The organism is Janthinobacterium sp. SUN118 (assembly GCF_030397695.1).
Taxonomy (GTDB): domain Bacteria; phylum Pseudomonadota; class Gammaproteobacteria; order Burkholderiales; family Burkholderiaceae_D; genus Janthinobacterium.
Genome location: NZ_JAPUBV010000001.1, coordinates 3,224,534 through 3,240,606, shown reverse-complemented (window position 1 = coordinate 3,240,606; position 16,073 = coordinate 3,224,534). Strand labels below are relative to the sequence as shown.

Sequence of the window (16,073 nt, the reverse complement as noted above, 5' to 3'; positions counted from 1 at the left end):
AAATAAGGCATGACTAAAGAATTAACGCCCGATGAGATCATTGACGCCCTGGGCGGGACGTCGAAAACCGCGCGCCTTTGTGGCGTGAAAGACCCATCAGTATCGGAGTGGCGGAAGGAGGGCATCCCTCCAGCCCGGTTGATGTTTTTGCGGCTGGCGCGCCCCAAGGTGTTTGCTTCGCTTGAGACGGACTGCAACGCGAAATCTGATGAGGCATTACTTGCTCGCGCAACTACCCGCCGTGCCACCGACTCCGTGCTCAGCCCGGGCCACGCCGGCCGCCAGCTGCCCCCCACCAATGCCATCTTTGACACTGTGCCTGCGCGCGCCGCCGTCGGTATCGACGTGGGCGCCAAGCCATGATCCGCCTGATCCCCATTTTCCCGCCGCGCCCGGCAGGCGCCTTTGTGCACATCCCGCTGCTCGAACTGCACCAGCTGCCACCTGGCGTGCCGTTCGATGAATGCCTGAAACAACTGAAAGAGCCAGCATGAGCACCTCGACAAAGAAAGAAGCAGCTCGACCTGTGGTGAGTCCAAGCTACCGCGCAATTCAACTTGCCATCCTGGCCGAGCTACGCATTCAAACGGCGTTGCTGACGACTCTTTGCCAGCATCAGCATGACGAAGCTGCTTTGCGAGAATTTTCGGAACCGCAACGCCCGACCGCTATCACTCCAGCTGCCATAAGCCCGTCCGCCGACCCGTTCGCGCCAACCTTTGAAGTGACGCCCAGCGCTGGCGGCTACACGGCAACCATCGCAATGCGCGAGGGCTCCGTGGTGTACCTCGTCAATGCGACCGGCCCGCGTTCGAATGCCGTCAAAGTTTCAGCGGCTGGACTGTTGCCGATTTTGGTCGCGCCAGTGCTTGAGATTTCACAGTGATCGTCAGCGCTGTGGCAATCACCGCTTTTCCAGGAGCGAAGTCGACACCCCATTCACGCTCGACCACCGTCCCTTTGACTGCGAGGCCGTGGATTAAGCCAGTTATTTTGTCGCCAACAGCCGGCGCAGGCACGTCTTTAGGCCAAGGCACAGGTGCATTCGCATCCAGAGCAAGCTTTACCACATAGGTTTCGTTTTCCATGGAGGTTGCCTTTCTTGTGAATTGATACGTGGGAATGGAAATTTAACACGTTGGCAACTTCTACCTATTTTTCGCTGTACCCAAACCCTGTAACACCGACCACCAGGAGAAAACCATGAAACAGAAGCAAAAACGTACCGCGCTCGTCAAGGGCTACATCACTGACGAGAACAAGGATGCCTTACAAGCCGCATGTACTGCGATGCGCAAGACCGTCAGCGACGTGCTGAACGAATGCACGATCGTGATCATCCGCAATCACCTGGACGCCAGGCCGAAACGGAATGATACGCCGCCGTTTTCCAGCGGGGCTAGGCCCAGATCAGGAAATAACAGGGCCCAGATTTTTCCGGCGCCGCGCCCGTGCTTTGGCGTCGTCCCGCGCGTCGTGCGGATGCGGGTTTAACGGCATGGAGGCAGCTATTGAATAGAGCAGCTGAGGTCACGGCCGAGGAAAAGGAGCTGGTTTTCCAGCGTTCGATGATCTACCGGCAGGCCGAGAAAGACCTGCAGGGCGCCAAGGACGGGGAGGGCGAGAGCGCGGCGAAGGCTGCGCACAAGGAAGCGCGCCAGAAATGGCGCGATGCCACCGACAGGGTGGCGAAGAAGTACGAGGTGCCGCGGCGTGAGCCGCCATAACGAACCCGCACCCAATAGCTACAGCATCGCATGGCCGGATTTGGCCACTTTAATCACCATCAATTAGGAACATGACATGACGCAAACAACTGCAATTACGCCATATGGCTCGCTGAACAACGCCGATGGCAACAACGACCTGCTCGACACGCTGCTGGCCAAGGGCCCGAAGAACGACGCAGCTCTGGCCCGCGCGCTGGAAGTGGCGCCGCCAGTGATCTCCAAGATCCGCCACGGCCGCCTGCCAATCGGCGCTTCGCTGCTGCTCCGCATGCACGAGGTCTTCGACGTGTCGATCCGCGAGCTCAAGCGCATCGCGCGTGCCGAGGTGGCGGCTTGACCTGGGTGGTATTGCAGCCTGAGGCCGGCGCCAGCGCGGCGCGGGCCGAGGAGGGCGGCCACGCCCAGCAAGAGCCGAACGACGGCGCGTTGCCAGTCGATCCTGGCCATGTCCGGACGCGTCAGCACTACGAAACAATGCTCGAAGAGCTGCGTGCCGGGCAATAAAAAAGCCCGCATGCAGGCGGGCTTTCCTTGAATCCTAATTTCCGGAAGAAATTATGTGTGAATTGTACACCAGTAGGTCTCCTACAAACACGGCAGGTAAATCTCGGGGTTTTCAAGTTGTACTGGCTACTCTAGCAAAAGAAGTATCAATCGGGGTGGTAGATATAGTCCCCGTTGGCTCTTTGGAATTCAGTGACAGCCAGAAGACCATCCAAATCTCCATTATGAAAAACTTCGTAGCAGTAGGACTCTGCTTCGATGATAGCGGCGCGCGCGGTCTTGAACGTGGTTGGCGTGCAGATAATCTTTGGCGGGGAATATGTCTCCCCGGTGTCTTCGCGGCCAACTATGTAAATTTGACCTCTGTGGCGGTTACTAACTTCCTGAATTGTATCAACGTGATATGTAAAACCATTCACGATATGTCTATTGACGTTGTTCATCTCTCCCTTTCTAGGTCGAAATTTCAGTTTAGCAGCTCCTGTAGCAATGGTAAGAGTGTAGCTGTAGCCATATCGGTTAAGGCCAACCTGATAGTTGATGCAAATCAACTTAGCTTCATTGGTGGAATTTTGGAAGTGCCAATGATCGGAGGCCAGCCATGACGGACTGCGCTCGCATTTCGATTAACGTTGATCACGCCGCCGATATTTTGGCCATGGTCAAGCGCTGCGGTGCTGCGACCATCGTAGACCTTGCAGTCGACTTGGGTATGCACCGCGAGACCGCGCGCAAACGGTTGAGCGTCCTTGTTGAAGCCGGCAAGATAGTCATGATCGAGGCTTCCTCGAAGCACATTGGAGCCCTGTACGGTTTGCCCGATTTGGACGATCAGGCCGAATTCGACCTGTACCGCAGCCGCAGCAGCAACTGGCCTCGTGGCCAGCACGGCCGGGATAGCCTGGTTGCAGCGTTGTTCGGTGCTCCCACAGCAGCGGTGGCGTCATGCTGAAAAAACAGTCTTCAAAGGCCGTCGGCGAACCATTGATCGTCGATCCATTCCTTTGCAACCTGCAACGCATGTTCACGCGCAGCTTTTTCTGTTTCTGGGGGCTGCAACTCGTTGCGAATTCCGGAGATCGACTGTTCTTTTGCAAGAGGTGTCCGCGAAATTGTGAAGCCTCCTGCGAATTTGCCCACGTTACCCCGAGTGGTAAGTTGCTGAGCCCAAACTTCGATGTCACAACCGCGGTATTTGTAACTTTCGCGCATCCCGATCTCCAAGTTGAGGGAGGAATCCTAGCATGAAGCGAGATTTCGTTACGGCATCTTTTACGTTCGGCTCTGTGTGCAGTGGCCTAGAAGCCGCCAGTGTCGCTTGGAACCCGCTTGGCTGGCGCGCGGCATGGCTCGCCGAGATCGAGCCGTTCCCCTGCGCCGTGCTGGCACACCACTATCCGGACGTGCCAAACCTGGGCGACATGACCAAGGTTGCCGCCCTTGTCCGTGATGGCTTCGTGCCAGCGCCGGACGTGTTTTGCGGCGGTACGCCGTGCCAAGCGTTCTCGATCGCCGGGCTGCGCAATTCGCTTGACGACGAACGCGGCAACCTTTCCCTTGTTTTTTGCGAGATTGCAGATGAAATTGACGCACGACGCGCTGCAGCTGGACTTCTTCCAACCGTTGTCTTCTGGGAAAACGTCCCGGGCGTGCTCTCCACAAAAGACAATGCCTTCGGCTGCTTCCTTGCTGGCCTTGCCGGCGAAGATGATCCAATCGAACCGCCAGGGGGCAAATGGGCGTACGCTGGTTGTGTGTATGGCCCCGCGCGAACAGTCGCGTGGCGGATCCTCGACGCCCAATATTTCGGAGTGGCCCAACGACGCCGTCGTGTGTTCGTTATCGCAAGTGCTGGAGAGGGGTTCGATCCCGCAGCGGTACTTTTTGAGTTCGACGGCGTGCGCCGGGATTCTCCGCCGAGCCGAGAATCGCCGCAAGACATTGCCGGCACAGTTAGAGCGAGCGCTGCGCGCCGTGGCGGAGTGCAGGACGAATGCGGCCTCGGGTTGCAGCCAGTCAGTACCGAGGATATTGGCGGAGCACGACAGGTCGACGGGAAAGACATTGCTTTCGGTGCTTCCGTAGCCGCTCCAGTGGCGCGCAGCGTTGAGCGCCCATGTGGCGATGGTTTGGACACGCTGATTGCCGGTACGCTGCAGGCGAACGGCAAGGCCGCTGGCAGCGCCACACAGCAGGATGCCGAAGCCGGCATGCTGATCCCGATCGCCTTCAGCATGAAAGACTATGGCGGCGACGCCACGCTCAACCTGTCGCCAACGCTACGTGCGGGAAATCACAATGCGAGCCATGCAAACGGCGGACAGCCACCGGCGATCGCCTTTGATGCCCGCCAGGACTGCGTGAGCAGCACTGAAGTGTTCGGCGCGCTTGGCGGTTCCAGCCCGCAGGCGCAGGCGGTGGCCATCCGCGATAGCATGGGAATGTCGCACTGGTCGGATGTGTCAGAATCAAGCTATGCGATTCAGGCCGGGGCATTACGCACGAATCCGAACAGCGGCCCGGATGGCATTGGCGTGCAAGAGCATATCGCCTATACGTTGGAGGCGCGCGCCGAAGTGCAGGCTGTCTGCATCACCGGCGACATTGCTCACACGCTAAAAGCTGAGGGATTCGATGCAAGTGAGGATGGCACGGGACGCGGCCAGCCGATAGTGCCGGCAATGGCTTTTTGTCAAAACACGCGCGACGAAGTGCGCCTCATGGGTGGCGATGGCGAGATATCCGGCGCCCTGTCTGCGCAGCCAGGCATGAAGCAAACGACGTACGTTGCGCCGGGCATGGCAGTTCGCCGACTCACGCCCCGCGAGTGCGAGCGCCTTCAAGCCCTCCCAGACGACTACACGCTCATTCCGTTCGGCCGCACGATCCGTCCGGAAAAGCTCGATCAGGACTGGATCAAATATTTGCTGCGTGGCGGGGTGATGGCACGCGACCAGGTCGCGCGCTCAGCAGCTGACGGGCCTCGCTATAAGGCCATCGGCAACAGCTGGGCCGTCTCGAATATCGCTTGGCTTGGCCGTCGAATTGATGCTGCTATGCGCTCCAACTTCGCGCCTGAGCGCGAGATTGCGAGGGTGGCGTGATGAGAATACCTTTCTCTTACCCTTTCACAAGCCGCCCGGGCCAGCGCCCCATGTCCGCTGTCGCCGTGAAGTGCAAAAGCGCTTCTGGCTTCATAAAGCTCGCCGTGAAGTGTGCGATCGCAATTCGCGCCCCATCTTCGCAGATTGTCTCTTGCTCCCGAGCTGAGATCCAATCGTGCTGCGAAAACATGATCTTGTATGTGGGCTGCGGCTCTACACCCTTCGCGTCGAGCGCTAGATGCACGGTTACAACTGAGCCATCGGTGGAGGCCATCGCAACACCAGCTAAGCCAGCTGTAATTTCAAATTTGAAAAGCATGGGCCACTCCAATTGCCAAAAGGGCATCATAACATGATCACCAATCCAGCTCGAACTACCCGCCACCATTTGGCAAACCAAACTGCGCCCGCCTTCTCGCTGATGCGCAAGGCCTGCGCCTGCGGCAAGCGCACCACCGCCAAGCAACTGTCCCAGCACCGCAAATGCGCCGCCAGCGCGCTGGCCGCCGTCCGTGACGCAATCTTGCCTAGCGACTTCGCCAAGCTGCAGCACATGCTGGGCGCCGTGAAGCAATACCCGAAATCCAAGTGGGGCTGGCGCAATTATTTTGCCGCTGGCAGCGGCCAGCAGCTCGAGTCCATGCAACGCCTGGTGGCTGCGGGACTGGCCACGGTTGGCCGCGCCGCCAACGAAATGACTTACTTCCATGCTACCGGCCTGGGCTGCCGGGCTGCTGGCCTCGACGGCGCTGGCATCAAGCGCGCGATGGAGGATGAATCGTGAGTCGCCACGCGTACGAATTGACAGGCACCGAACAGGCGATATGTGCGGGTCGCGGCAGCGCTGATGAAGATGACTGGGGAACGGTATGACTTATTTGGGCTTCGAGGTCGAGGATTTTGGAGTAAGCGCTTTTGGCGTAACTGGCACCGGTCGAGTGCCGACGCAGCTCCACCTTTTTGCACATGCAGTGACATCGCTGCGTGGCGCCTCTACACATTTTAGGAAGCTCAAGGCGTTGTTGAGTCCGTTGAATTTGTACATCACGCCATTGTGCTCGATTTCAAGTCCGTGACGAATAGCCATTTTGGTTCCCAATAAGTTAAAGGTTTTTCATTATGAATCAAATTGATATTTTTGCAAATGGCGCCCAGCGCCTGCAAATGACCGATTCCATTGACCTGACTATCCAGTCATTGCTGGCCTACGGCGCTACGCACGAGCACTGGGGCATTGCCTGGTCCGGCGGCAAAGATTCCAGCGCCACGCTGACGCTGATCACCTTCTTGCTCGACACCAGCAAAATCGCGCGCCCCAAGTCGTTGACGGTGTTTTACGCCGATACGCGCCAAGAGCTGCCGCCGCTGGCCATCGCGGCGCGCCAGATCATGGACGAACTGGAAGAGCGCGGCATCCGCGTTGAGGTCGTCACGGCGCCGATGGACAAGCGGTTCATGGTCTACATCTTGGGCCGTGGCGTGCCGCCGCCGAATAACAACACGCTGCGCTGGTGCACGCGCCAGATCAAGATCGACCCGATGGAGCAGACGCTGCGCGACCGCCTGGACCAACTCGACGGCCAGATACTGATGATCACCGGCGTGCGCCAGGGCGAAAGTGCAATCCGCGACCACCGCATCGAAATGAGCTGCAGCAAGGACGGCGCCGAGTGCGGCCAAGGCTGGTATCAGCAGGTGCTGCCGAACGCCAAGGGTCTGCGCGGTCGCCTCTCAACGCTGGCGCCGCTGCTGCACTGGCGCGTCTGCCATGTGTGGGAGTGGCTGCCTCATTGGGCACCTTCGGCCGAGTTCGGCGACTGGAGCACGGCGATGATCGCGGACGCCTACGGCGGCGACGAGGCCGAAGAGGTCAATATGCGCACCGGCTGCATCGGCTGCCCGCTGGCGGCCGAAGACAAAGCGCTCGATACCATCCTTTTGAACCCGCAATGGGCCTATCTGGCTCCACTCAAGGGAATCAAGCCGCTGTGGCGCGAATTGCGCGGGCCGCAGCACCGGCTGCGCAAGGCCGGGCGCAAAATCCTCAAGTCCGGCGCGGTGGCGGCAAATCCCCAGCGCATGGGCCCGTTGACGTTCGAGGCACGACTGATGGGCCTGGGCCGCATCTTGGCCATCCAAGCCTCCGTCAACGCAGTGGCGCGCGCCACCGGCCGGCCCGAGATCGACCTGATCAACGCCGAGGAGGAGGCGTGCATCGGTGAGCTGATCGCTTTGGAAACTTGGCCCCATGGATGGGACGGTGACGAGCCGATCGCCACGACCATCATGGACACGGTCTACGCTAATGGCGCGGCACAGCCTCGCTTGTTTTCAGAGGGAGAGTTATGAAACAAAAACTATCTCAGCACGGCATTCAGTTGCGACAACGTCTTGCCAATCTCCCCTTTAGCAAGCAGCCACTGACTCCTCAGCAAGGGGCCATACGACTCCAGTTCTCGCCGCGCATCCGCTACTGCGTGCAAGTCCTCGGGACTTTGTGTGCGACGCGCTTGCATATTCAGTTGATTCCAAGCACTTGCGAGGCGATTGTTATAGGAGAAATTCATCGCAAGTCCACCACATGCATTCGAGGCGCGAACGATTTGAGTACGCAACTCGGCAGGCTGAACGATGCCGATTTTAGGAAGAAGTGCATTGAAGATTTCGACAGGGTTTGCCGGCACTGGATATTCCGCCAAAAAAGCTCCGTTCTGTTCATCCGCTTCAAGCATAGGGCCGACGGTAGTTTGAAGTGCCTCAAAGTTCATCAAAAGTTCGAGCTCCAAGAGCTCGAGCAACGCGCGCATCTCGTTTGTAGCCGTCCGTTCAGCGCTCTGAGCAGCCAGCCGCTGTTGATGCCAAGGGATCCAGATGGCCGTAAAAATGGCGACTATAGATCCGACAGCCTGGACCCAGGCAGGAGCGTTATTACTGGCCCAATCGAGTTGCGCTCCGATATATCCAACCGCAAAGCTCACGATTCCGATGCCGCAGAATGCTTGCCAAATTTTCATTTTTATCCAGTTTTTTATTGGCGTAATCGTACCACGGTGCCAATTGGCGGTAGGAAATGAAGCACTCTTCCATGAAGCCGGGAAAACCCATGACGCGCACGCCATTTAAGCGCACCTCTCCCATGCCCAACACCGGCATGCTCTCCGTGCAATCGCACCAGCGCACGGCGCCGAAGCGCAAGGCTGGTTTGAAGTCGAAAGGTCCGGTCTCGACGCCGATCCGGCGCGCCGCCCGCGGCCAGGACTGCACGCTGCAGTTGCCGGGAATTTGCAACCACGCCTGCGAAACGACAGTACTCTGCCATTCGAACTACTTGGCAGACGGGAAGGGCATGGGCCTGAAGGCGCCGGACACCGCCGCGGCGTTCGGCTGCAGCGCCTGCCACGACGTGCTCGACGGCCGACGCCCGCGCCCGGCTGATCTGTCGCTGGCCGGCCTGGAGGCTGCCTTTCGCGCGGCCGTGAGTTGCACAAACGAAATTTTACGGTCGATGGGCTTGCTAGCTGCGGTGCCTAGTGACCAAAAACATAATATGGAACACACATGACGCGCATTAACTTCCGTGAATTCGTGTTGGGCGCAATGCCAGGCACCAAAGCAGATATCGTCAACAAGTCAGGCGTCAGCCAAGCGGCAGTGCTGCGCTGGGTTCGCCTGCTGCACGCTGAGCGCAAGATTTACATCGCCAATTGGAAACCGCATCCGCGCGCCGGCGCTGCCATGGCCGTGTATGCCGTCGGCAACTTGCCAGACGCTCCGTGCACGGTGCAGCGCCTGACCAAGCGCCAGATTCGCCTGCGCTTCGAGGCCAAGGCCAAGAAGGATGGCCGCTATGACTCGATGAAGGCGCGCTGGCGCAGTAAGTACTGGATCCGTAAGGCGGGTGCCGTGGGCGATCCACTGGTGGTGGCGCTGTTCGGCGCGGTGCGTGCGCAGGAGGCCCGGCCTTGAACTACTACAGCCACCACATTGGCGATTACACCACCGACACCGCACATCTTTCGCTACTGGAGGACGGTGCATACCGTCGCCTGATGGATCGCTACTACAGCACGGAAGCCCCATTGTCGAACGACGAAGCCGGACTCTTCCGGCTGGTGCGCGCGCGCTCGGATGAGGAGAAGGATGCCGTGCGCATAGTCCTGCAGGAGTTTTTCCAGGCAACGGACGCAGGGTGGGTGCATAAGCGCTGCGATGCGGAGATAGCTGCGTTCAAAGACAAGTGCATGAAGGCCGCAGATGCCGCCAACAAGCGATGGAATAAGGGGAGCAGTACGGATGCTATGCAGACGCATAGCGAAGGCAATGCAGACGCACTGCCAACCAATAACCAAGAACCAATAACCAATAACCATAAACCAGTAAAAACAAAAGACAAGTCGCCTCCGGCTCCCGATGCTTTGTTTCCCGGCGTCGATTCTCAGATCGTCGCTGATTTCAAGGCGCTGCGGACGAAGCACAAGGCGCCGATTACCCAGACCGCCATCCAGGGCATCGTCCGCGAAGCGGAGAAAGCAGGGCTGACCTTGGAAGGCGCATTGCGCATCTGCTGCGAGCGTGGCTGGCGCAGCCTCAAAGCCGAATGGATCACGCAGCACGGGGTGCGCGCTGGGCCAGGGCAGGGCACCAGTACTGTCTACGACCAGACCATGGCCGCTGCAGAGCGAGCCAAGGCCCGAATTTTCGGCAACGCAGGAGCACAGGGAGGACAGTATGACGCAGGATGACTACGAGGATTTCGCCGGCATGGTGGGCGGCATTACCGAGCTGTACGGACGGGCGACCAGCGAGTTCGCGATCGCGATCTGGTGGGGTGCTTTGCGGCAGTACGACCTTGCCGCTGTGCGCCAGGCCTTCGATCGCCACGTTCGCAACCCCGATAGCGGCCAGTTCGCACCGAAGCCGGCCGATCTGATCCGCATGATGGGTGGCACGACGCAAGACTCGGCGCTGGTGGCCTGGGCCAAGGTCGACCGCGCACTGCGGGTCGTCGGCACTTACCGCAGCGTTGCATTTGATGATGCCCTGGTACACCGCGTTCTGACGGAAATGGGAGGATGGACGGCGCTGGGCGTGAAGACCGAGAAGGAGTGGCCATTTATTGCAAAGGAGTTTGAGAACCGGTACCGAGGCTATCGCATGCGTAATGAGCATCCAGAATATCCGCCGATCTTGGTGGGTCTTGCTGAAGCACAGAACGCTCAAGCGGGCTTTGAAGGAGAAGGGCCGACGCTGATTGGCGACCAGGAGCAGGCACACCGGGTCATAGCGTTTGGTTCAACTCAGCCACTGCTCGAAATGCGGCACGCTTCTGCAATGGCGATGGGTGTAACGCGGATGAATCCGAACATACGCGTTGAACATACCGTCAACAGTAGGCGGTAAATGCAGCGACTGCCCATTACGCAAGCATCTGTCTCGCAAACATTAGCCGGCCAAGCTGAGGCTTTGAAGTACCGGCTGCCAGCGGGTAACCGCAATTTTTTTAAACCCAGCCGGCTTTGGATGGATTTCATTGGCCCATTGGTTCGGCTCAAGACATCCACGGCTGTCGACAAGTAATATGCGTGTCGGATCGATTTGAGTTAGTTTTACAAGTTCGGCAGTTAGCTTGTCGATTACGAGTCTGACACAGCCTGCCTGCAAGGCTAATGGTACATTTGCGTCATCCAACGCCATGCGGAGCCATGTCGATTCCTTGCCGAACACCCCTTTTCCAGTGGGTAATGCGTAATCGTAATTGTGGAGAACGATAGGTACGTCTGGCCCCGTCGCTGCCATGATCTGGCCGATGAGTATTTCGTAATTCTCGGCGGTTTTGCGCATCAGCCATTCGAGGGTTCGGTCGTCCGTACCCGGCCGGAAGCAATCATCCGGTGTTTTCGCTGTCGAGCAATTGATATTGAGCATCGGTCTCAAATCATTGACGCCTGCAAAGTCGTTTCCACCGCCGCTAATGAACGCCGCCGAGAGTGATGGACCGTGGAGTTTGAGTGCCTTTCTGATTAACTTGGAGTGTTTGCCGGCTACATAATCGACGACCTCCGCGCCGTTTTCGCCAAGTGCGAATATGACGTGCTCTTTAGTCTCGACAAGTTCGCCAAGTTGGTTGATCAGTGAGCCTCCAGGGAATGGATACCAGAACCAGGAGTCGCCAACAGCTAGGATCGAAGGGTAGCGGCCCTCCATCATCATTGCGCTGTCTGACCAGAACACATTGCCCATAGCTTCTCCTGAAACGATAATCGGCATATCCTGCGGCTTAGGTGACGCGCTTACCCGATCCTGAGAGACATATTACTTTTTGGAAGTTACCAGAAGTTTATCTACTCCAACGTTTTAAAAACTATCCAATAGTCACGATTGCGATTTGTATTACCGTTGCATATTAGTACAAGTTATTTTTTCGGCTTAGGCGGCTTCGGTTTGGGGAACGGCAATGCATCGGCCGTGCGTCGCGCCAGCTGGCTCAGCCAATCGCGCTCGTCCCACAGTCCTCCATCGATCAAAAAATATGGTTTGGCTTGCGGGTAGGGCGGTGCTTCCTGCAGCGCGCCTTGCGCACAAATCCAGGTGCGCCCTGCGTCCGTTGGCTTGATATACAGCTGGTCGTCGGCGACGACGGCGAACATCTTACTGTCGCAATACAGGCCGTACTCGCCAAACATCTTCTTTGCACTGACGTCGCCCGCGCCCGCCATCTGGTCGAGCAAAAAATCCACCGTGCTTTGTTGTGATGCCATGTTGTCTCTCCCTTGTTCTCGTTGCAGTGTATCGCAAGGCACTGCTGCGGACGTCCATTTTTTACCAACAATCCAGCCGCACCGGTTACACTGCGGGCATTGATTATTTTGCATTGAATATGCTTGCCATGACAGTCCATGCCATCATCCATCGCGGTATTACTATCATCACCTTGGCCGCCAGTGAGGAAATCGCGCGCCATTGCGCACCGGGCCACACAGCCATCCGCCAGCAGGCCGATGGCTGGTGGCTATATTTTGTCGACATCGATGGCAGCGTCGACGGTTACGACAGCCCGTTCGCCAGCCACGCCGAGGCGTTATGGGCGGCTAAGGCGGCAGCCGAGTTCAGCACGGAATGAGGAGCAGCCCTTGGGATGCCCTCGGCTTGACGGAACGGCCCGTACCGGAGGCAGAAAGCGCCGACTATGGTGCCTGCCGCGCCGAACTGGACGGCAAGCGGCTGGTCTTGCGCGTGGCTAAAACCACGCCGACGAAAACCGGGCAATTCGTCACCGTCTGGAAGCGCCCCCATCCCGACGCCGAGATTGCCCCGCTGGACGACACTGATCTCGTCGATGTCGTCATCATCGCCGTCAGCGACGGCGCGCAGCAAGGATTTTTCATTTTTCCGCGTAGCGTGCTGATCGAGCGAGGCTTAATGTCGCGCTCCGGAGCCGGAGGCAAGCGTGCGCTGCGCGTGTACCCGCCGTGGTGTGTGCCTGAATCGGGCCAGGCACTGCGCACTCAGCGCTGGCAGGGGGCAGGTTTTGTAGCGGAAGGGGATCAGTTAGGTCTTGCTCGACTACTTGAAATTTGATTATGTGCATCTGTATGGAACTGGTTATTGAATTGCCCCAAATATTGCATCGAGAGAGGCGTGTCGATACCTGCTAAGAGTGGGCATGGTTGCCTCAGTAAGAGTAATTTGCACCTTGAGGAAGTCGGCCTTCGGGAAAAGGAAAAATGCATTTGCTTTAGTGTTTTCAAGGTCAAGAAGTACGGCGAGAACGAAGTCGCATCTGGATTCTTCGTCCATTCGGACACGCCAGCGGGGAAGGGCCTTCTTCTCGTAGAGGCACCGCGCGATAGCTGTTTTTAAAATCGTAATCCCATTAAGTAAGAACGTATTCCTCGATTGGCCTCTCTCCAAACCAACTCCTGCATTTGTTATAAACGTTGCGATTTGATCGTGCGTTTCCGCGCGGACATTGCGCACAACCGCCCGGGTAGCTACATTCTTGCATAAATTGGTAGGTGGCAATCCTGCCAAGGCATAGGCCTCTAGCATGGTCCCAAAGTAGTATGCAAACATTTGTGCGCCGGGAAGTGCATCATCCTGGTCGATTAGGGCAGTAGTTACCTTTCCGTGCTTATGATGTAACTTTCGAAGCATTTCTAAGAGTTTTTCTTTTGGTATCGGAGCGAGGCGATGTTTGCGCTCTTGCTGCGCTTTACGGAAAAGGGCAACTGGGATGAGGGGAGGAAAGGCACCGATTCTTTGTATCCACATCGACGCTGGATTTTCGATGTGATGCTTTCGGAGCTTAAAAGATGCTCTGTTGTAGATGATGTTGCCGATGTATTTTTCGTTTGTAAGAACATCCCGTACGCAGTCTCGACTCCAAGCTCGTCCGCATTCGCGAGGGGCTTCCATGGCGTTAAGCAAGAAGGCAATTTCGCTTTCACTTAGCTTTTCCAGCACATACCAGTCGTACACGCCGCGAAGAATCTCGAGCTCATCGCTAGGCCCAGGAACAAGGACCACACGGTCTGTAGGGTGGCTCTTCCTCTCGCCAAATGCCAACGCCGGCTTGGCCTTGCCACTTGCACTGACAGGGATCCGGCGCAATCCGAATCCTGCTCGGCCACCTTGTTTAAATCCCATTTCGACAAATCGACACTGAGCTGCAAATACCTTGGTAGAAAGTTCCCTGCTGTACTCGGCAGCCATCGCGCGCTTTACGCTCTTAATTATTGAGGAAACCGAAGATCCATTGTTCTCGAAGTCCTCGGCGCAATAAACGATGGAGATCCCGGCGCGGCGGCATATGTATTCGTAGTAGGCGCTCTCGTCCAAATCTTGGAATCGTCCCCACCGGCTTATATCATAAGCAAGAATCGACTGAAACGGCGCATTGCCGCTTTGCACGTCTTCGATCAGGCAACGCAGCCCCGGGCGTGATGAGTAATCGAGTCCACTTCTTCCCTCGTCGGTGTATGTTTTGATAATTTCTATGCCATTGCGATCCGCGTACTCAGCGATGCAATGTAGCTGATGTGAGATCGAGTGGTTCTGATTGTCTGTAGACATGCGAAGGTAAGCTGCGGCAGTTGGCTTTGCGCCTGATGCTTGGATCTTTGGAACGTGCACTACAGCTTTGCGTCGCATGTTATTCCTCAAGGGGCTGATACCAAACACGTGTTGCTTTTCGCACTAGCTTGATACGGATCAACACATGGACTTTCGCCTGTCGCATCCTTATTAAACAGGGAGGGTGCTATGTTCGATAATGCCACTGAAAAAACGCTACGACTTATTGCTGCTGGGGTACATCTGAAGCAAGTTCATGGTCTAGAGTTTGCACTACTGATGCTAATTGATGCAGGGTTTCTTGAGGAAGTTGCAAGAGCTGCGCTGCAAAATGAGCGGTTTTCTCGGCCTGCTGGCTCTATTTTGAAGCATCGTCAGAGCGCTGACATCCATCCGGAATGATTCAAGTGTTGTCTTAGTGTCGCACGATTTTGAAGGAACCCTCCCTTTTCTCTGATTGGCCGTCTAAATACGTGGCGCCCAATTGCGTGGTCATAGCATTGAGAAAGGAGTAACCTCTCGTGGAACTGTATTTTTAACGTATTTGAAACACACTGGTGCAAAGGATTCCGAAGATGAAAATCGCTGTATTTAGCTCACAACCATATGATCGACGTTTTCTCAATGAAAAGGCAGATCAACGTGATGCGCACGATGCGGTGGAAATGCGTTTTCACACCGAGTCCCTGTCCTTGCAATCGGTGTCGCTTGCGCAAGGGTGCCAGGCTATTTGTGTGTTTGTGAACGACGTCTTGGATGCCGAGGTGTTACACGCTCTTGCTCATGTGGGGGTGCGTGCGATTTTGCTTCGTTGTGCAGGCTTCAATAATCTTGATACGGAAGCGGCGCGGCGTTTGGACCTCTTTGTCGCGCGCGTGCCAGCATACTCACCTGAAGCTGTGGCTGAGCATGCCTTGGCATTGACACTTACTTTAAATCGACGGACCCACCGGGCCTATGCCAGAGTTCGCGAAGGAAACTTTGCACTCGACGGGCTCCTGGGAAGCAACCTTCACGGCAAGACAGTAGGCATCATCGGAACGGGGAACATCGGCTTAGCAACAGCAAAGATTTTTCATGGATTCGGTTGCCGTTTGCTTGGTTATGATCCATTCCCATCCTCGGAGTTTGAGACCTTTGGCCTGATGGTCGAGTTGTCGGAGCTTCTCGCGGAATCGGATTATGTCTCACTGCATTGCCCACTCACCACTGACACACACCATCTAATAAACGCAGACACGCTTAATCTGATGAAGGAAGGCGCCATGCTGATTAATACTTCGCGCGGTGCCCTCATTGATACGCAGGCGGTCATTGACGCTTTGAAGTCACGTCAGCTTGGCTCCTTGGCCATCGATGTGTACGAGCAGGAAAGCAATCTTTTCTTCGAGGATCGGTCCGGCGACATCATCACGGACGACATATTCCAACGTCTGATGACGTTCCCGAACGTTCTTGTTACCGGACATCAAGGTTTCTTTACGATAGAAGCGATGCGCGAGATTGCGTCAACAACCTTCGACAATTTGTCTGCATATCAGCATGGCGCCGAGTGTGTGAACCTTGTGCCAGGTACATATTGACGGTTTTTATTGTTGCCAACGTTAGCTGAGCTTTTCTTGCGCTGCAGATGACGCTTACCTCTGCCAATCAAGAGGAAATC

General features: G+C 56.7%; 27 protein-coding genes. 19 read left to right on the top strand and 8 right to left on the bottom strand.

From position 1 onward, the window contains the following. The first annotated feature begins 9 nt into the window (after positions 1–9). The 3 genes from O0880_RS14555 to O0880_RS14545 are packed head-to-tail and all read left to right on the top strand — an operon-like array spanning position 10 to position 886. Entirely contained in the window at positions 10–363 is a 354-nt protein-coding gene (locus O0880_RS14555) for a hypothetical protein (protein ID WP_289887111.1), read from the top strand. Continuing rightward, complete coding sequence (locus tag O0880_RS14550; protein ID WP_289887110.1) at positions 360–494, top strand: hypothetical protein; 135 nt, start codon at positions 360–362, stop codon at positions 492–494. The genes O0880_RS14555 and O0880_RS14550 overlap by 4 nt, the downstream gene beginning before the upstream one ends. Beyond that, positions 491–886 carry a hypothetical protein gene (locus O0880_RS14545; protein ID WP_289887109.1) on the top strand — a complete coding sequence of 132 codons (396 nt, stop codon included), beginning with the start codon at positions 491–493 and terminating at the stop codon, positions 884–886. Before O0880_RS14550 ends, O0880_RS14545 begins: the two co-directional genes overlap by 4 nt. Here the strand turns inward: O0880_RS14545 and O0880_RS14540 are convergent. Beyond that, complete coding sequence (locus O0880_RS14540) at positions 822–1,088, bottom strand: hypothetical protein (RefSeq protein WP_289887108.1); 267 nt, start codon at positions 1,086–1,088, stop codon at positions 822–824. The genes O0880_RS14545 and O0880_RS14540 overlap by 65 nt on opposite strands. 115 nt (positions 1,089–1,203) lie before the next feature. Here O0880_RS14540 and O0880_RS14535 point away from each other — a divergent pair, with 115 nt between their 5' ends. From O0880_RS14535 to O0880_RS14520, 4 genes are all read left to right on the top strand, one after another. Beyond that, a complete protein-coding gene (locus tag O0880_RS14535; RefSeq protein ID WP_289887107.1) occupies positions 1,204–1,494 on the top strand; it encodes a hypothetical protein in 291 nt (96 codons plus the stop codon). 17 nt (positions 1,495–1,511) lie between these two features. Beyond that, a complete protein-coding gene (locus O0880_RS14530) occupies positions 1,512–1,727 on the top strand; it encodes a hypothetical protein (protein ID WP_289887106.1) in 216 nt (71 codons plus the stop codon). Positions 1,728–1,803: 76 nt separating this feature from the next. Beyond that, positions 1,804–2,067, top strand: a complete 264-nt coding sequence (locus tag O0880_RS14525; RefSeq protein WP_289887105.1) for a helix-turn-helix transcriptional regulator — start codon at positions 1,804–1,806, stop codon at positions 2,065–2,067. After that, positions 2,064–2,234 carry a hypothetical protein gene (locus O0880_RS14520; protein WP_289887104.1) on the top strand — a complete coding sequence of 57 codons (171 nt, stop codon included), beginning with the start codon at positions 2,064–2,066 and terminating at the stop codon, positions 2,232–2,234. The genes O0880_RS14525 and O0880_RS14520 overlap by 4 nt, the downstream gene beginning before the upstream one ends. A gap of 146 nt (positions 2,235–2,380) precedes the next feature. Here O0880_RS14520 and O0880_RS14515 read toward each other — a convergent pair whose 3' ends face one another. Then, complete coding sequence (locus O0880_RS14515) at positions 2,381–2,677, bottom strand: hypothetical protein (RefSeq protein WP_289887103.1); 297 nt, start codon at positions 2,675–2,677, stop codon at positions 2,381–2,383. Positions 2,678–2,835: 158 nt separating this feature from the next. Here O0880_RS14515 and O0880_RS14510 point away from each other — a divergent pair, with 158 nt between their 5' ends. Next, entirely contained in the window at positions 2,836–3,186 is a 351-nt protein-coding gene (locus tag O0880_RS14510; RefSeq protein WP_289887102.1) for a hypothetical protein, read from the top strand. Between the two features lie 11 nt (positions 3,187–3,197). Here O0880_RS14510 and O0880_RS14505 read toward each other — a convergent pair whose 3' ends face one another. Further along, positions 3,198–3,446, bottom strand: a complete 249-nt coding sequence (locus O0880_RS14505; protein ID WP_289887101.1) for a hypothetical protein — start codon at positions 3,444–3,446, stop codon at positions 3,198–3,200. A 32-nt stretch (positions 3,447–3,478) separates the two neighbouring features. Here O0880_RS14505 and O0880_RS14500 point away from each other — a divergent pair, with 32 nt between their 5' ends. Further along, entirely contained in the window at positions 3,479–5,338 is a 1,860-nt protein-coding gene (locus O0880_RS14500; RefSeq protein WP_289887100.1) for a DNA cytosine methyltransferase, read from the top strand. A 16-nt stretch (positions 5,339–5,354) separates the two neighbouring features. On the opposite strand, the gene O0880_RS14495 is transcribed toward O0880_RS14500, so the two are convergent. After that, positions 5,355–5,657, bottom strand: a complete 303-nt coding sequence (locus O0880_RS14495; protein WP_289887099.1) for a hypothetical protein — start codon at positions 5,655–5,657, stop codon at positions 5,355–5,357. A 69-nt stretch (positions 5,658–5,726) separates the two neighbouring features. On the opposite strand from O0880_RS14495, the gene O0880_RS14490 reads away from it, so the two are divergent. Both O0880_RS14490 and O0880_RS14485 read left to right on the top strand, forming a co-directional pair. Further along, entirely contained in the window at positions 5,727–6,122 is a 396-nt protein-coding gene (locus O0880_RS14490) for a hypothetical protein (protein WP_289887098.1), read from the top strand. Between the two features lie 335 nt (positions 6,123–6,457). After that, a complete protein-coding gene (locus O0880_RS14485; protein WP_289887097.1) occupies positions 6,458–7,687 on the top strand; it encodes a phosphoadenosine phosphosulfate reductase family protein in 1,230 nt (409 codons plus the stop codon). An 8-nt stretch (positions 7,688–7,695) separates the two neighbouring features. On the opposite strand, the gene O0880_RS14480 is transcribed toward O0880_RS14485, so the two are convergent. Continuing rightward, complete coding sequence (locus O0880_RS14480; RefSeq protein WP_289887096.1) at positions 7,696–8,352, bottom strand: hypothetical protein; 657 nt, start codon at positions 8,350–8,352, stop codon at positions 7,696–7,698. 89 nt (positions 8,353–8,441) lie between these two features. Here O0880_RS14480 and O0880_RS14475 point away from each other — a divergent pair, with 89 nt between their 5' ends. Genes O0880_RS14475 through O0880_RS14460 form a run of 4 tightly spaced genes read left to right on the top strand, consistent with a single transcriptional unit; the run spans position 8,442 to position 10,738 of the window. Next, positions 8,442–8,900: a nuclease domain-containing protein gene (locus tag O0880_RS14475; RefSeq protein ID WP_289887095.1), complete on the top strand. Its 459-nt coding sequence runs from the start codon at positions 8,442–8,444 to the stop codon at positions 8,898–8,900. After that, complete coding sequence (locus tag O0880_RS14470; RefSeq protein WP_289887093.1) at positions 8,897–9,304, top strand: hypothetical protein; 408 nt, start codon at positions 8,897–8,899, stop codon at positions 9,302–9,304. The genes O0880_RS14475 and O0880_RS14470 overlap by 4 nt, the downstream gene beginning before the upstream one ends. After that, positions 9,301–10,080 carry a YdaU family protein gene (locus O0880_RS14465; RefSeq protein ID WP_289887092.1) on the top strand — a complete coding sequence of 260 codons (780 nt, stop codon included), beginning with the start codon at positions 9,301–9,303 and terminating at the stop codon, positions 10,078–10,080. The genes O0880_RS14470 and O0880_RS14465 overlap by 4 nt, the downstream gene beginning before the upstream one ends. Beyond that, on the top strand, positions 10,067–10,738 hold the full coding sequence (locus tag O0880_RS14460) for a DUF6475 domain-containing protein (RefSeq protein ID WP_289887091.1): 672 nt from the start codon (positions 10,067–10,069) through the stop codon (positions 10,736–10,738). Before O0880_RS14465 ends, O0880_RS14460 begins: the two co-directional genes overlap by 14 nt. A gap of 42 nt (positions 10,739–10,780) precedes the next feature. Here the strand turns inward: O0880_RS14460 and O0880_RS14455 are convergent, their stop codons facing one another. Together O0880_RS14455 and O0880_RS14450 are read right to left on the bottom strand one after the other, a co-directional pair. After that, positions 10,781–11,605: an SGNH/GDSL hydrolase family protein gene (locus O0880_RS14455; RefSeq protein WP_289887090.1), complete on the bottom strand. Its 825-nt coding sequence runs from the start codon at positions 11,603–11,605 to the stop codon at positions 10,781–10,783. Positions 11,606–11,751: 146 nt separating this feature from the next. Next, positions 11,752–12,096: a TfoX/Sxy family protein gene (locus tag O0880_RS14450; RefSeq protein ID WP_289887089.1), complete on the bottom strand. Its 345-nt coding sequence runs from the start codon at positions 12,094–12,096 to the stop codon at positions 11,752–11,754. Positions 12,097–12,122: 26 nt separating this feature from the next. Here O0880_RS14450 and O0880_RS14445 point away from each other — a divergent pair, with 26 nt between their 5' ends. Beyond that, the gene (locus tag O0880_RS14445; protein ID WP_289887088.1) at positions 12,123–12,458 is read left to right on the top strand and encodes a hypothetical protein; all 336 of its coding nucleotides are present in this window, start codon (positions 12,123–12,125) and stop codon (positions 12,456–12,458) included. Between the two features lie 26 nt (positions 12,459–12,484). Next, positions 12,485–12,916 (top strand): MepB family protein, encoded by a 432-nt coding sequence (locus O0880_RS14440; protein ID WP_289887087.1) that lies wholly within the window; start codon positions 12,485–12,487, stop codon positions 12,914–12,916. A gap of 24 nt (positions 12,917–12,940) precedes the next feature. Here the strand turns inward: O0880_RS14440 and O0880_RS14435 are convergent, their stop codons facing one another. Next, entirely contained in the window at positions 12,941–14,488 is a 1,548-nt protein-coding gene (locus tag O0880_RS14435) for a recombinase family protein (RefSeq protein ID WP_289887086.1), read from the bottom strand. 111 nt (positions 14,489–14,599) lie between these two features. On the opposite strand from O0880_RS14435, the gene O0880_RS14430 reads away from it, so the two are divergent. Then, the gene (locus O0880_RS14430; protein WP_289887085.1) at positions 14,600–14,812 is read left to right on the top strand and encodes a hypothetical protein; all 213 of its coding nucleotides are present in this window, start codon (positions 14,600–14,602) and stop codon (positions 14,810–14,812) included. Between the two features lie 173 nt (positions 14,813–14,985). Further along, positions 14,986–15,993, top strand: coding sequence for a 2-hydroxyacid dehydrogenase (locus O0880_RS14425; RefSeq protein ID WP_289887084.1), 1,008 nt, complete (start codon positions 14,986–14,988; stop codon positions 15,991–15,993). The last annotated feature ends 80 nt before the right edge of the window (positions 15,994–16,073 follow it).

Excerpts from the sequence above, each read along its gene's own strand:
- O0880_RS14555 (WP_289887111.1), top strand. The coding sequence starts at position 10 with ATGACTAAAGAATTAACGCCCGATGAGATCATTGACGCCCTGGGCGGG.
- O0880_RS14550 (WP_289887110.1), top strand. The coding sequence starts at position 360 with ATGATCCGCCTGATCCCCATTTTCCCGCCGCGCCCGGCAGGCGCCTTT.
- O0880_RS14545 (WP_289887109.1), top strand. The coding sequence starts at position 491 with ATGAGCACCTCGACAAAGAAAGAAGCAGCTCGACCTGTGGTGAGTCCA.
- O0880_RS14540 (WP_289887108.1), bottom strand. The coding sequence starts at position 1,088 with ATGGAAAACGAAACCTATGTGGTAAAGCTTGCTCTGGATGCGAATGCA.
- O0880_RS14535 (WP_289887107.1), top strand. The coding sequence starts at position 1,204 with ATGAAACAGAAGCAAAAACGTACCGCGCTCGTCAAGGGCTACATCACT.
- O0880_RS14525 (WP_289887105.1), top strand. The coding sequence starts at position 1,804 with ATGACGCAAACAACTGCAATTACGCCATATGGCTCGCTGAACAACGCC.
- O0880_RS14515 (WP_289887103.1), bottom strand. The coding sequence starts at position 2,677 with ATGAACAACGTCAATAGACATATCGTGAATGGTTTTACATATCACGTT.
- O0880_RS14510 (WP_289887102.1), top strand. The coding sequence starts at position 2,836 with ATGACGGACTGCGCTCGCATTTCGATTAACGTTGATCACGCCGCCGAT.
- O0880_RS14505 (WP_289887101.1), bottom strand. The coding sequence starts at position 3,446 with ATGCGCGAAAGTTACAAATACCGCGGTTGTGACATCGAAGTTTGGGCT.
- O0880_RS14500 (WP_289887100.1), top strand. The coding sequence starts at position 3,479 with ATGAAGCGAGATTTCGTTACGGCATCTTTTACGTTCGGCTCTGTGTGC.
- O0880_RS14495 (WP_289887099.1), bottom strand. The coding sequence starts at position 5,657 with ATGCTTTTCAAATTTGAAATTACAGCTGGCTTAGCTGGTGTTGCGATG.
- O0880_RS14485 (WP_289887097.1), top strand. The coding sequence starts at position 6,458 with ATGAATCAAATTGATATTTTTGCAAATGGCGCCCAGCGCCTGCAAATG.
- O0880_RS14480 (WP_289887096.1), bottom strand. The coding sequence starts at position 8,352 with ATGAAAATTTGGCAAGCATTCTGCGGCATCGGAATCGTGAGCTTTGCG.
- O0880_RS14475 (WP_289887095.1), top strand. The coding sequence starts at position 8,442 with ATGACGCGCACGCCATTTAAGCGCACCTCTCCCATGCCCAACACCGGC.
- O0880_RS14470 (WP_289887093.1), top strand. The coding sequence starts at position 8,897 with ATGACGCGCATTAACTTCCGTGAATTCGTGTTGGGCGCAATGCCAGGC.
- O0880_RS14460 (WP_289887091.1), top strand. The coding sequence starts at position 10,067 with ATGACGCAGGATGACTACGAGGATTTCGCCGGCATGGTGGGCGGCATT.
- O0880_RS14455 (WP_289887090.1), bottom strand. The coding sequence starts at position 11,605 with ATGCCGATTATCGTTTCAGGAGAAGCTATGGGCAATGTGTTCTGGTCA.
- O0880_RS14450 (WP_289887089.1), bottom strand. The coding sequence starts at position 12,096 with ATGGCATCACAACAAAGCACGGTGGATTTTTTGCTCGACCAGATGGCG.
- O0880_RS14435 (WP_289887086.1), bottom strand. The coding sequence starts at position 14,488 with ATGCGACGCAAAGCTGTAGTGCACGTTCCAAAGATCCAAGCATCAGGC.
- O0880_RS14430 (WP_289887085.1), top strand. The coding sequence starts at position 14,600 with ATGTTCGATAATGCCACTGAAAAAACGCTACGACTTATTGCTGCTGGG.
- O0880_RS14425 (WP_289887084.1), top strand. The coding sequence starts at position 14,986 with ATGAAAATCGCTGTATTTAGCTCACAACCATATGATCGACGTTTTCTC.